Consider the following 12,995-nt stretch of genomic DNA (forward strand, 5'->3'; position numbering starts at 1 on the left):
ATTCCGGCCTAGTGAAACGAGGAGCTGACTGATGCAGGTAGGGGCCGGCCGTGATGTAATGCAGGCGTACCTTGAAGCGTGTGGTGGCGACGCTCAGCGTGCCATGGAGGCCATGTCGGATCGTCTGGTTTGGTTCGCAAGCCTCTCGAACGGCGGGTTCCTGAAGCGGAACGTGAACCTGTATTTTGCAGACGATGTGGAGAAGCTCTCGCACGAGACGGATGCGCTTACGGCGCCACTCCCGCCCATTGATGAAAGCATGGCAGGCTGACGAGCTAACGCCATTCCGGAAGCGAGGCCGCAACTTTATGGCTTCCGGCCCGTTCAACCTATCGATTGGGCGAGCCAGCGTTCAAATCTGGCACCGCCCGACGTCGCTCAGACGTAGCGGAGGCAAGGAACTTTACTGTTCCTTTGCCGATCCTGCATTAGGCTCTGCCTCGGACTGGAAAGGCGGATCAACTCCATCTGCGTCCGCTTTGCCAAGATATGCCAGGCGGGCTGGGTCAGATGATCGATTGAGAGTTGATCGCAACGGAGAATGGGTTCGAATGTCGACCGCCAAGAAGAGTGCTAATCCCAGCTTTACGACCGGTGAAACCGTTGTTTATCCCGCGCATGGGGTAGGCCAGATCACTGCGATTGAAGATCAAGAAGTGGCTGGCTTCAAACTCCAGGTGTTCGTTGTGTACTTCGCCAAGGAGAAACTTACGCTGCGGGTTCCGATGGGGAAAGCTGCGGCCATGAGGAAGCTGTCGGGGTCTGAAACTGTGGATCAAGCTATTGAAGTGCTTGGCGGCCGCCCGCGGCCGAAGCGCGGCATGTGGAACCGCCGGGCGACTGAATATCAGGAGAAGATCGCGACCGGAAAGTTGATCCCTATCGCAGAGGTGGTGCGCGATCTTTACCGCGGGCCAAATCAGGAGGATGCGTCTTTTAGCGAGCGCAGGATCTACGAGACTGGTATCGATTTTATGGCCCGAGAGCTCGCATCCATTAAGGGTATGACTGAGGCGGAGTCCCTGAAGCTCATTGAGCAGGAACTAGCTAAGTCACCTCGGACCGCCAGTGACGTCAAGGCAGCCGAAGATGATGCCGAGGGCGAGGCTGACGCCGCTTGATCATGGAGCTCTGCCTGAGATGGGCAAACAAATTCGGGCCGAACTGAATCGGCCCGAAAGTAGCAGATGAATGTGTCTGGAGTTTCCGTTAGAGCGTGGAAGCCCAGGGCAAGAGCCTCAGTGTCGGCTTCTTAGCTGCAACACGCTTCGGCTTCGTGAAGGGGACATAGTTCATGCGATGGTGATGCACGCAGAATGAGGATCCATCCTTTTTGTGCTGCCCGCAGAACACAGCGAGGCCGCCATCAGAGCCCATGATCTCCCGGCAATGGCGTTCCTTGACGTCCATGAAGGAGACGTCGAGGGATCCGGGATAGGGAGGCAGTTCTTCCTGCTGTGCCGCTTCCTTCACGCGTTCCTTCTTGGTGGGAGCCGCTTTTGGAGCTGCCTCCTCTGAGGCTTGCTTCTTCCGCGGAGCGCGGGCCACGGGGATTGCGGGCGAGAACGGTGTCGGAGCCCTCACCGAGATCTGGTTGACTGTGCAGATTTCCTGGACCGTTTCGGCGGCGACGCGAAGGACCTGAGCGGTATCTTCGGTCGACAGGCCATGAACCTCGATGAGATCGCGGACGCTGGCAATCTCTGCTGACCCGGTGTCGTAGGCGAGTTGGATCCAGGAGAGGTCCACTTCGGCATTTACGACTGGGACGGTAGCTCTACGGTTCGCGCGCGGCCGAAACGTGAGCAGCTCAGCCGGAATGCCCGACTGTGCTACGTCTGAAGTGGCCGGGCGGGAGTTGTTGAGCTGTTCTGCGTTCTGGATACGCAATTGAAGGCGGGCGGTGCGTTTCGCCACTTCCTCTTCCGAGAGAGGCTTGCCGTTCTTGGTCTTTTTGGCGATGCCCTTCAGGTTGTCCATGTAGGGCTTCTTGTGCTTGAGCTCGATGCCGAGACGATTGCACTTGCAGATGACCGAGTTTTTGGTCGTGCCCATAATCTCGGCGATCTCTCTGGCCTTCTTGCCCTCCGCAGCCAGTGACTTGAGGTGTTCGATGCGGCCTTCGGTACTCCAGGAGAAACACTCTTCCTTCGCGGCGGCATCGACAGAGTTGACCGGCGCCATCGGAACATCTTGGCGAGACAAAATGACTGGAAGCTGAGTGACGTTTCCTTGCCGGGCAGGCACGGGCGCCAGGAGCGGAGCAGTGTCCTCCGCAGCTTGGAGAATCCGATTGAGTGGAGCCTGCCGGATGGGAGCGGAGGAAAAATCAGCGATGGACTGTACAGCGTTTGTCATTGTTGCCCGCCTCTTAAATATCTTGCACCGGAGTGCTTATCTTGGTCCCTGTGTGGAAGGCGGTTGTCCGCCTCCCGTTGATACTGATCCGGGATCATCCCGGCACTGGTGGGGTTCGTTAGAGGAACCCAAACTGCGTCACCTTCTCGCCGCGATCTTCACGCTCTTGCCTGAGCCAAGTCAGAAGCTTTGCGGGATCGTTGGTTTTGAAGAGACTTGCTTTCCTCGCGACGTTCGCGAAGTCTGCGACCGTAAGTGCTTCGAGATCGCGGTCTTGCGGAACCGTGGTCTCACTGAGGCCCAGCACTGAAGTCCAGGCGAGCCTGGCGCGTTCAGTGTCGAGCGGCTTCAACTCGTAGCGCAGCGTGAAGCGACGTACCGCCGCTCCATCGAGCTGGTCGAGAAAGTTCGTGGTGCAGGCGAACGGGAGGGGATGGGAGTTCATCCAGGTCAGCATCTCGTTCACCTGAGTCTTCTCCCAGAGGTTACGAGCGCCTTCGCGCTTGGATAGAAGCGAATCCACCTCGTCGAAGAGGAGGAAGGCATTCTGGGCCTGAGCATCCTGGAACGCTGCGGCGATTGCCTTCTCCGTGTCACCCACATAGCGGCCAAGAATATCGGACGCGCGCTTCATCAGGAGCGGCAGACCCATCTCGTCAGCCATATACTGGGCTAACGTCGTTTTGCTCGTGCCGGGAGCGCCGTGGAGCAGGATTGAGATCGGCTTGTCTTTGTTCTCCACGACCGTGGAGATGATATCTGCAAGCGGCTCCACGGTGTTGACGAGCCGGATGTCGAACGCTTCCGGGCCACGCGGGGGGAGAGACCTGTGGATTTTCGAGCCAACGATGATCGACCGGACCGCAGCCTCTAGCCCATCCACGTTGTTCGTCAGGGCGGCAGCCCGAATGGCGCCTGCAATCTCGTTTGGATTGGCGACAAACGAGGCGAGACGACGGGCGACTGAGTGCGGGAGTTCGAGCCCGAACGATCCGGCGAGCCTCAGGATTGCACTAGCACGCTCTGCCGTATCATCCTGCGGCATGGTGTGAATGCCCGACAGCACAGACAGGAGTTTAGCCGTGACTGGCTTTTCTTCTGGAAGAAGCCAGATGGAGGGCGTGACCGTGTTGTTCAGCAGATGGCCGAGCAGGACCTTCTGCGGGGTCATGCAGGTGATGTCATATCGGGCCGGGCCCTGCTCACTTTGCGGAGAGAGCGGAGCCAAGTCGTCATGTTCCTCTTCGATCGCGGTAATGAGATCGGCGTCATCCGTGATGATCAGAACCGGCTCGACCTCGGTGGAACGGAAGGCCTTCAACTGTGAAACGACCAGTGAGACCAGGATTTCGTTCGGGTTGGAGTCTTCGTCAATGACGATCGGGAGAAAGTTCTTGGCTGCAAGAGCGTCGACGATCTTGCCAGCGGCAGTAAGAGCCGCTTTCGTGCGAATGGCGATATTGATACCAGTGACGTCGTTGGCGACAGACTTTTCAATGAGCTCGAGGACCGGCTGCAGGTGGCGGTCGGCGGAACCGGTAGACAATGCGTCGCAAGAGGAGCCAGAATAGATCTGGCCGGCCTTCATCGTGCTCAGAATCCGATCATGGACGCGGACAGCGTTCGCAGGAGTTCCGTGTGGAGTGTCCTCGTCGATGACCTCGTGCTCCGAAAGGATCCTGGTTTTCTTCTGAGCATGCTTGGAGCAATGCAGGTGTGCTGGCAGCAGAAGCCCGGACGACAAAAGAGTGGCGAAGCCGTCGCGCGGGTTACGGGCTCGGGCAACCGTGTAGGTCACGTCCGCAAGTTGCAACGCGGCGATGCCGGCCATCGGAAGGGCCGACGTGCTGGGATGCGGAAGAACCCCGTATCCGGCGAGCGTGCAGGTGGTGAATAGGTGTTGGTCGCAAGAGGCGAGGAGGATCGTCTGTAGGATCTCCTGATCCTCTGCCCGGTCCGCAAGGAGGCATGCAGCCAGTTTGGCTGTGTCGTAGAGCTCGCTCTGGAAGTCTACCGACTGTGCGCCAGTGGAGATGATGCCCTGAATGAAAGGCCCGACCACTTCCTGCTTCTTAAACTGGAGCAATTGGCGGCGATCCTCCCCAGACGGCTCGGACAGGCCGAAGGCGAGGAACTGGTCTGCGATATAATCGAGCAACTCGTAAGCGAGGTCGTAGGTCCCAGCTGCGATGAGACGCTCGACGGCTTTTGCTGCGTAGCGGATTCTGGTGTGCTTCGTGAGCATGGTGGTGATTGCTTTGACGGTTCTTGATGGGCCTGGAGGAAAGTCGATCGCAGCGTCCAGGTGGGTTGGGATGGGCTAGGAGTTGAGGAAGCGGCGGGCGATGGCGTCCTCGGCCTGCTTGAGAGCAAGGACGAGCTCATCGCCAATTCGGTCTTGAGCAACATCTCGGCCGCGGAGCACATCTAGAGCCTGAGCGGCTCGGCGAATGGTGTCCCGGTCCTGAGGGTTCTTGGCCCCAGAGGCGACCTGGAAGAGGAGCTCTCCGAGAACAAGGTCGGCCGGGTGTTTGGGATGGTTGGGATCGAACTCCGTGGCCAGGTGGAAGGAGGACCCGTCGATAAACGTCGAGGTAATATCGAGTGTCAGTTCCCGCTGGCCTTTGAAGGACTTGGCATAAACGAGGACCTGATCACGGGCGCCCTGCCATGAAGGAGCCGAGGAGTGCCGCAACGACTGCCCCGACCGGCTAAGAACTCTGAGTTCGATGCTTTCCACGGGGAGCCGCAGACCAACTGGGGACGTAGCGCTGAAGGAAATTGAACCTTCCTCACCTGGAAGACTGATGGGAAGGTTGCTGATGAGCGATCCGCTCCGGAGGAGGCGGAGAGCCTCGCGCTGTCCCTCGGACGAGAGTGTGGAAGGAATATCCACCAGAACATCCAGATTGAGGCACATCCGGCGAAACGGCCGGCTTGAGGCGTTAGAGTGGGCCATTGGTGAAATCTTTTTGCGTGAGAGTGGCAACCTGAAGAGCCGGGCAATGAACGATATGATCGCCGGCATCGTCGGTCAGAGCGATCGGACGGTTCGGGAAGCCTGTGCGGAAGGGACGGAGGAACTTCGTCGTCGCCTGCAGGTGTGCAAGCCAGCCGGACGCCTTGAGAGCGGTGTCTTCGATTGAACTGAGGTTCCCGTCCCGGCCGAGGCAGGCAAGAACAGCCGTACCTCGCAGGGTGCCGGACGAATTCAGGCTCTCGGGTTTGAAAATCTCGATGAAGCGCTGGCCCGGGACGAACAGTGAATGCTCACCCACTAGGGCTACAACGTTGTCATAGACAGGAATGCGGTCGAAATCAGGTTCGGAAAGAAGACCGACAAGGTCATCCTCCGACTGAACGTCCTGACAAGCGATCTGCCGAGAATTGGCGTCTATCACGATCACCTGCACCGTAAACCCCCTCAAACGTTCATTGAACGTTAATGGGGTTTTTATGGGAATCTAAAAAGGGTGTCAAACCTTTGATTCGATTTTTGTTCGGTATTCGTACGGTCTCTAAAATAGGGTTAAGGACCTGCTGCCATTTGGCGGAAAGGAAGGCTCTCGCTAACAAATTCAACAAGTTAGTTCACTTAAAAGGGATTAAATATTTTAGTTAAAGATGCCACTGGGCACTCAATAGTGGCGTGTTCGCTGTCCAATTCGAGATTCGTAAGCCTGGGGAAAACCGGCATAACCCGAGCAGGATAACCAGTACGGCCGCAGAGGCGGGCAGTCCTCGGGGTTCGCGAGGGCATGGATTTACTTTGTAGGGGTTGGGTCACAACCCCCATTTAATTTCGTGACAAACCAGGGACCTGAGGGCGGATGGTCCGAGATGCGCTGCGTCAGCCTTCTAAGTTCTCGTTAGCGGGGGCATGAGCTTCGTCTCCGTCGCGGGGTAGACCAAGACCCGCTTCAATCCTTTCTAGGAAGCGCTCCTCGTCTAGAACGACAACGATGGAGGGATCCTCCAGGACCTCTTCCATCCCAGGGCTTGCCGCCACCCGTTCAGCAATCCGAATGAGCAAAGCGAGGTTTTTGGCAGTCTCCCTTGGCAGAATGTCAATTTCGGGAACACCGTGCGGAAAGAGGGCGTCGAGAATGTTCTCGGCGCCATGGATCGGGGCCAGGGCGCGCGTTCCATGGACGAATGCGGGAAGGGGCCGGTGAGCAGCCGAATAGGCCGTCTTAAGTGCCTCAATGGTCGGATAGATTGTCTCTTGGTCAACAATCGGCTTCGCCCATTCCTCCGGGGCGACGAGTCGGGATGTTATGAGGCGAAACGCCTGGTCGTCCGGGGAAGGGGCCATTTGCCGATCCTCTTCGAGTGTCTGTGTCGGCCTGATCGCGATCGGGGCAGATGGAGATTCCGCCGCCCGTAAAGTCTAGGCCGGATCTGAATAGCGCAGATTTACCTAAATAGGACCAGAGCCTTTGCTGGAAAACCCACCAGTCTCTTAAAAAGCCATAAACTAGCGCATCCGGTGGTGTGGTCCGTGAAAAAAGGGATTAAAATGAATCTGCACCCTAATGTGTACCTGCTTTATGGTAAAGCTGACGCAATTGGGACGATTCTCGGGAGTCCAGAATGTTGAATCTCGCCTTCGAAAATGACGGAGAAGAGCGTCAGGGCTTTATGAAGATGTTCTCATCCCTGGCGGATGAGGGACTCAAGAATGCCAGCAAAGGCTTCTCTGAGTTCGTGTCTGGTCATGAGATCGGAGCTCCTTCGGCTCCGGAGAGTAACCGCGGTCAGCAGTCGGAGAGATTCTATGCAACGGCCCTGGCAGCGGCTGACCGGGGTATGGACGAACTGGCCGGTAAAGGATTCGAGCAGGGATGCCACCGGGCGGCCGCTGAGCTGTTTCATGCTCAGGAGGCTCGGCCCGCGAAGTCGCGCACTTCGGCCGGGCGGGACTTTGATTAAGGGGCCCAAGTGTGAGCAGTCTACGTGCGGCGTTGCCCATCAGTGCTCTCCCGTTTTGGGAGAGCCATCGGGGCGTCTATATTTCGACCGGCGTGGGCGGAACAGCGTTCGTCTCCGTCTACCTGTTGTCTGGATCATGGTTTGCCAGCGTCCTGGCGCTGGGACTTGCGATTAGGATCTCGCTTGTTGGTAAGCCATTGGTGCTCTGGGGAGCTGCCGTCAGTTTGAACTGGCTTCTGCTGACATGGCTCGTCTCAGGAGTGAACCTGATCTACCCGCCGGATCTGGTGGAGATTGCGCGGAGCTGGTCGTCCGACACTCCCATCAACGGGTGGGTCCCTGGTCTCACCTTCGTTGCGCTTTTGGCTTGGCTTGGTCCGGCTAGGTGGGGAGAGACCAGGACGAAAGCGTGGATTGGCCGGCATTCCTTACCAAACGTCGCCCTGATCCTAATCGGCCTGGTGGCTTTGCTGATGGTCGGTCGTCTTTTTCTTTCAGATTTTGGAATGCTTGTGCGGCTTGGTGCCGGAATAGGAGTTTTTCTCATGGGATGGCAGTGGCTCAACAGGCTTCAGACCTCGATGAAGAAGGATCTGAAGCAGATGGTGGTCGACAGCTCGGTTGATCGTTCGCGGTCCGACGTCGCGGACGCCAGGATTGCATCCCTAACACGTGCCCAGGCTGCGGCGCCTCAGGTCAACCGTAGCACAGGGATGGTTCAAGCTAGCCCACTTGTGGCCCCGGCGGTTCCGCAGGTCGTTTCAGTCTTCGACCCTCTAATGAATGGGGGAGGGGAGGACTTCACCACATCGCTGACTTCGGAGGATGTCGAAGCCGTCAATGATAACGACGATGGCGAGACCGGCGAAGAGATTCCCCTAGGGCGGTTTCACGACACGATCGATCTCGATCTGGTCGAGAACCTTCTTGCTGGCTCAGAGGATGATGACGAGAGCTACGTGCTATTGCGCGACGCGAGGGCTCTCCTCATCGAGAGGCAACGGCAACAGACCGCAGCTTCCGTCGAGTCAGATGATGCCGATCTCGTCCAAGAACCTGAGATCGTCCCAATCATCCCGCCAGAGAGTGTGGCTCCAGTCAAAGTTGAAGTAGCGGAAACGAAGGCAGTAGAACCCGTGCAACAGTCTCTCGCATCCGTGGCCCCTGTCGTGGTCACGCCATCCATTCCTGAGATCTCTGAAGATCAGGAGCACCGCCTGCGGATCAGGAGCGAAGCTGTCCGACTGCTTGAGCTGTACAAGCGGATCCTATCCAGCGGTTCTGTCGAGGAAAAGCTCACGACGGACATTCTTCCGCTTATTACAGAAGAGCATGAGGAGGTCATCGCGACCCTCGAAGGCGGCTTGGATCTGAATCGTTCCGTTAAACATCTTAGGGAGGGTAAGCCCCCAGAAGCGGCCGAGCAGGGCTCTGAGGCCACTGAGGACGATGTCGGACAATCCAGTGAGGAGGAACTCTACAACGCAGCCGCCGGGGCTGCGATCATGCCTCAGCATGAGATCGAGCGGCGCCTTGGCGAGCGGGGCCGGGAACTCCCGGAGGAAGACGAGATCAACCAGCTTCTGAAGCGTCTGATTAAGTATAACGGGACCGATGAATTTTTCAGCTATTTAGACCTGCACGTCCGGGGTCTGATCGCGAGGGATGCCTCGATTGAATTCGATCGAGTGGATTTCGGATTGTGCAAGGGTCTGCTCGGACTGGCGAGTGAAGACAGCCTTGCCAAGAAAGGGTTTGGATCGATCGAGGCCGCGGCCAACCGTCTGACTTTCTTTCTGGCGCATAAGGTAACCGCCAGTCGATTTGCAAAGGTGAAGGAGCTCGCCGAGGTCGGCTTCCAGAACAAGACTGAGCTCAAGTGGGCTCAAGGAGTGCGGCCCTATCTGGAAACGTTCTTTGAAGCCTTTCCAGAGCATCAGGATATTGGCGCAGGGTTCGCCTCCCTACTGAGTGAAGCAGAATTTCGGTACGACTTCGCCGGGACAAGGGACTGGGTACAGGAGGGATTGTCGGGCCGGTCTGGGCTGGATCAGAAGGCAATCAGCATTGGCCGCAGTCGTGTGCTGGGCAGCAGCTTACCTGGAGCAACTCAGGAGGCGTTAACCCAGTTCATCAACCTGCAGAAGCCGATTGATATCATTGAATTCGCGATGCGGCAGGAAAGCATGATCACCAGGAAGGATGAGGGGGATCACCCCCTTTATCCGGCCTATATGGCGCTGTACTGCCGTGCGTACCAAATCGTATGTCAGATGAAGGCGAGCTTGCAGGGACGCCCATTCCTGCTTGACCAGCTTCCGGAGATCCTAAAGTCCCGTGACGAGAAGTTGCTCGGCTTGTTCCATAAGATGGAACGTGACGGCGAGATGTACGAGACATGGGTCCGGGAGCAGAAGGACAAGATTGATAACGTGGCTAGCCTCGAAGGGACGATCGGTCGCCTGACTGAGGATCTCTCGAACCGGAATCAGGAGTTGCAGGTTTTCAAGGAATCCAAGACCGGCCTGCGTGTCGATCCACTCGAGGAGGTCGCCCGCCTGATTGTCGAGAAGAAGCCGATGTTCAAGATGGTTAAGGACCAAGGCCCCATCAGACTTCAGGCCAATTCAAGTGGGCACATTATCTCTTTCGTTCATGGGATGTCGCTGAACTGGAAGGTCGAGAACGGAGGGAATGGATTGGCCTCGGAGAACGGCCACTTCAAGGTTGATTTGGCGGCTCTGAGGGCCAGCCTGCGCGGAAAGAGCGGCTTGGACGAAGCAATGCCAATCCGGCTAAGAGTCGTGGTGGTAAATGGAGCAGTTGTGGGCGCACGACCGCAGAACTTTGCCTTCACAGATAAGGAAGTTCTGCAGAACCCTGATATTGTGATGAATCGGAGCGAGGTCGACCAGGACAAGAACGCTAAGGCGTAGTCTGTCGAGCAGGTACGGCTCGAGCACGGACTTATGTTGAATAGGCCCGGACTTAATTGCGCCGTGGGTCTGCTCGGGTTAGCAGGCCCACGGCGCAAAGGTCGTTAACCACTATTTTGGTTAGAGAATAAATCCCATTAGAGTGGCCTAGGTCATTTTCAACGGTTTACTGTTCAGGTTTACGGGTGTTATGATTCTTATGTTGCGGCGGGAGATGCGCTGCCCCGATTCCCGGCACTGGGCCGGCGGGATGTCCGAATGGACAATGGAGAGTGAGCATGGCGACGGCGGTACAGCACGCTGAAAACACCACTCAGAAGGCTTCCAAGAACACCGCGATCGATGAGGCTCTGGCCACCATCGACGGCCTGACGAACCGGAAGGGTCACATCCCGATGGTTCTTCCGCGGCAGGTTCCGAGGCAGAACCCGGAGACTAAGCAGTTTTTCTTCACCGGTCGTTTCATTTCGATCGACGGCAAGTACTTCGACCAGGCTGCCAAAGCCCATGAGAAGGCGACCGGCGAGAAGGTAAATGAGATCAAGGTCGGCAAAAACACGCTGACGCGTGACGAGAAGGGTCACTTCCCGTCTGCTCGGGTCAACTGGTTCGTGGGTAAGGAAAACCCAATCGTAGCGGACGCCGCCTACAAGAAGGTTATGGGGAACCATCGGATGCAGTTCCTGATGATGAACCACGACCTCGTTCGCAATGACAAGACTGGCAAGACCGGTCTCGAGGCGATTGATAAGTCGGGCTTCGCCTTCATAGAGGCAAAGGGTCTGCGTGAGCGGGTCAACCAGGTGAACGCACGAGCCATCAAGGATGCCGTGACGCAAGGTAACCAGATCTATAAGGATAAGGTTGCCGAGATGCGGAGCGCCAAGGATCAAGGTCAGTCTCGCTAAGCAACTGGCGAACAGCGTCAAGAGATTAAGGGGGAGGTTCACTGGAACCTCCCTTTTTTTGTCTCTGCCAATTTGGTAGCCGTTGAGAAGTCAACCAATCTGTATTGGACAGATTCTATGCTGCATACACCCCAAGTCATGCACGAACTGGGTGATCGCTTTGTCGCCCTGTGCCGCGAACTAGCCGCCCACTATAAGAGTCCGCACGATTTTCCTATGACCGCTACCTCTCTTGTCCGTGGTCGCGAGCCTTCGGTGGCGCGGTCGATCGGGATCGTTAATCCGATGAACCTGGACGGCAAGATCTCAGATCCGATCCTCGTACTGTCGCAAATGAGCCAATGCTCGCCGCTCCAACCGGTCTCGCCACTGGACAACGTCGTGGAGCAGAATCTCAAGAACGGCGCGCGCCGAGGCCTCAATCGACGGCGAACGGCGGAGATTCATGCTCGCATGCGGGAGGAGGGGCATACCCAGATCCCCATGAGTGGGCGTGGATTCGAAGGCGGCGGATCCGCCGGCGGACCGGGTTAGGAGGTCGCGATGAGCTATCCAGTATGTCGCCGGGATCTCGATCTTGTGGCTCGGCCGAATGGACGTCCGATGCTCCTGATGAAGGGTCCGCGCGTTCCGGAAGAGGACTATCTTGGCGCCCGTCTATTCATCGACTTCGACCGCAACTCAATCAAGGGCTACTTTAAGCACTACGAGAGCGAGAATAACGAGGAGCGTATTGTCTCGATAGTGGAAGTTGACGCCGTGGAATGGTCACTCTCGATGCCGCTCACCGAAGGCATCTATGTAGACTTCCTAGTCCTCAACGACGCAAAGGATCCGGCGTCATACGGAACTGAGGATATTCAAAACTTTATGGCTTGCGTTCGCAGGGTCGGACAGTAGCCTTTCTACGTTGTTGTTACTTGCCGTGAAATCTCCGGCAGATTCCTAGGGATAGAACCATGCAGCCCGCAATCCTTGTCGGCAACCGTACTGGCGGCCAGGGCAAGACCTTAGTGTCTCATATTCTCCATTATTCATACGGCCTGGTAGGGTCCGATATGAAAGCCGTTGCGGCTGACACTCCAGAGGAGGGAACAGATCAGCATTCCAAGCTCGGTCGGATCCTCCCGGATGTGGCGGAGTTGGGCATTGGTGCTGGACTGGCCAAGATTCGCGCCAACCCCCAATCCGCGGTCCAGTATTGGGATAAGATTGGTGCATACCTGCGAAGGGGAGACTGCATCATCGACCTTGGTGCCAATGTCCTGCCGCTGGTTTTCGACTGGGCTAACGCGCGCAATGCAGGACGGCTTTTTGAAGCGTCGGAGATCTATCTAGTTATTCCAGTGACGGCACAAGCGCAGTCCGTACACGATGCGAAGGAAATCCTCGAGCTTGCAGCCAAGAACCAAGATAAGCTTCCAATCACCAGGCGCTACGTCATTCAGAATGAGTATCATGGCAAATTTGATGCCCTGAAGACACTGCCGGAGTACCGAGCCCTCCTTGAAGCCGTGAAGGCAAATAAGGCAACGCTCATCACCATTGAGCGCTGCCAGTCTGAAGTCTGGGATCAAATTGAAGGGAAGTTCATGAACTTCCGCGACTTGGCAAACCTCGATTACAAAGGCTTTGCTGACAAGTTCAAGATCGACGATTTTGCAGCTTCCGGTGCTCAGCATGATTTCATCACGTGGCTGAACAAAAATGACGAAGTGTTCACGGCTGCGGGATTAGTAGCGAAGCGCATGAACCACGAATCGCTGAAGATCGCGTGATCAGAACCTCAGGCGATCTAAAGCGTGCTGCCGAGGAGGCGAAGCGACGTCATGCAGTCATGCGTCGGACGCGCCTCCTAGAA

General features: G+C 56.9%; 13 protein-coding genes. 8 read left to right on the forward strand and 5 right to left on the reverse strand.

Translation table 11 applies throughout. The annotated features are described in order from the left end of the window. Window positions 1-31 precede the first annotated feature (31 nt). Complete coding sequence (locus tag FS320_RS00905) at window positions 32-271, forward strand: hypothetical protein (protein WP_152708710.1); 240 nt, start codon at window positions 32-34, stop codon at window positions 269-271. Between the two features lie 280 nt (window positions 272-551). Beyond that, the gene (locus FS320_RS00910; RefSeq protein ID WP_152708711.1) at window positions 552-1,121 is read left to right on the forward strand and encodes a CarD family transcriptional regulator; all 570 of its coding nucleotides are present in this window, start codon (window positions 552-554) and stop codon (window positions 1,119-1,121) included. A gap of 88 nt (window positions 1,122-1,209) precedes the next feature. On the opposite strand, the gene FS320_RS00915 is transcribed toward FS320_RS00910, so the two are convergent. The 5 genes from FS320_RS00915 to FS320_RS00935 form a co-directional block, all read right to left on the reverse strand. Next, entirely contained in the window at window positions 1,210-2,184 is a 975-nt protein-coding gene (locus FS320_RS00915; protein WP_162002734.1) for a GcrA family cell cycle regulator, read from the reverse strand. A 292-nt stretch (window positions 2,185-2,476) separates the two neighbouring features. Then, window positions 2,477-4,603, reverse strand: coding sequence for an ATP-binding protein (locus tag FS320_RS00920; RefSeq protein ID WP_152708713.1), 2,127 nt, complete (start codon window positions 4,601-4,603; stop codon window positions 2,477-2,479). Between the two features lie 75 nt (window positions 4,604-4,678). After that, complete coding sequence (locus tag FS320_RS00925; protein ID WP_152708714.1) at window positions 4,679-5,053, reverse strand: hypothetical protein; 375 nt, start codon at window positions 5,051-5,053, stop codon at window positions 4,679-4,681. 250 nt (window positions 5,054-5,303) lie between these two features. Then, window positions 5,304-5,771 (reverse strand): hypothetical protein, encoded by a 468-nt coding sequence (locus FS320_RS00930; protein WP_152708715.1) that lies wholly within the window; start codon window positions 5,769-5,771, stop codon window positions 5,304-5,306. A gap of 437 nt (window positions 5,772-6,208) precedes the next feature. Next, a complete protein-coding gene (locus tag FS320_RS00935; protein ID WP_152708716.1) occupies window positions 6,209-6,673 on the reverse strand; it encodes a hypothetical protein in 465 nt (154 codons plus the stop codon). 278 nt (window positions 6,674-6,951) lie between these two features. Here FS320_RS00935 and FS320_RS00940 point away from each other — a divergent pair, with 278 nt between their 5' ends. The 6 genes from FS320_RS00940 to FS320_RS00965 all read left to right on the forward strand — a co-directional run bounded on the left by FS320_RS00940 (window position 6,952) and on the right by FS320_RS00965 (window position 12,912). Further along, window positions 6,952-7,290, forward strand: coding sequence for a hypothetical protein (locus tag FS320_RS00940; protein ID WP_152708717.1), 339 nt, complete (start codon window positions 6,952-6,954; stop codon window positions 7,288-7,290). 11 nt (window positions 7,291-7,301) lie between these two features. Continuing rightward, on the forward strand, window positions 7,302-10,226 hold the full coding sequence (locus tag FS320_RS00945; protein WP_152708718.1) for a hypothetical protein: 2,925 nt from the start codon (window positions 7,302-7,304) through the stop codon (window positions 10,224-10,226). Between the two features lie 278 nt (window positions 10,227-10,504). After that, window positions 10,505-11,134, forward strand: a complete 630-nt coding sequence (locus FS320_RS00950; RefSeq protein WP_152708719.1) for a hypothetical protein — start codon at window positions 10,505-10,507, stop codon at window positions 11,132-11,134. Window positions 11,135-11,251: 117 nt separating this feature from the next. After that, entirely contained in the window at window positions 11,252-11,668 is a 417-nt protein-coding gene (locus FS320_RS00955; protein ID WP_152708720.1) for a hypothetical protein, read from the forward strand. A 9-nt stretch (window positions 11,669-11,677) separates the two neighbouring features. Beyond that, on the forward strand, window positions 11,678-12,034 hold the full coding sequence (locus FS320_RS00960) for a hypothetical protein (protein WP_152708721.1): 357 nt from the start codon (window positions 11,678-11,680) through the stop codon (window positions 12,032-12,034). Between the two features lie 59 nt (window positions 12,035-12,093). Further along, window positions 12,094-12,912, forward strand: a complete 819-nt coding sequence (locus FS320_RS00965; RefSeq protein ID WP_152708722.1) for a hypothetical protein — start codon at window positions 12,094-12,096, stop codon at window positions 12,910-12,912. Window positions 12,913-12,995: the final 83 nt, after the last annotated feature.

Origin of the sequence: Microvirga tunisiensis, from assembly GCF_009296175.1 — a bacterium.
Lineage (GTDB): Bacteria > Pseudomonadota > Alphaproteobacteria > Rhizobiales > Beijerinckiaceae > Microvirga > Microvirga tunisiensis.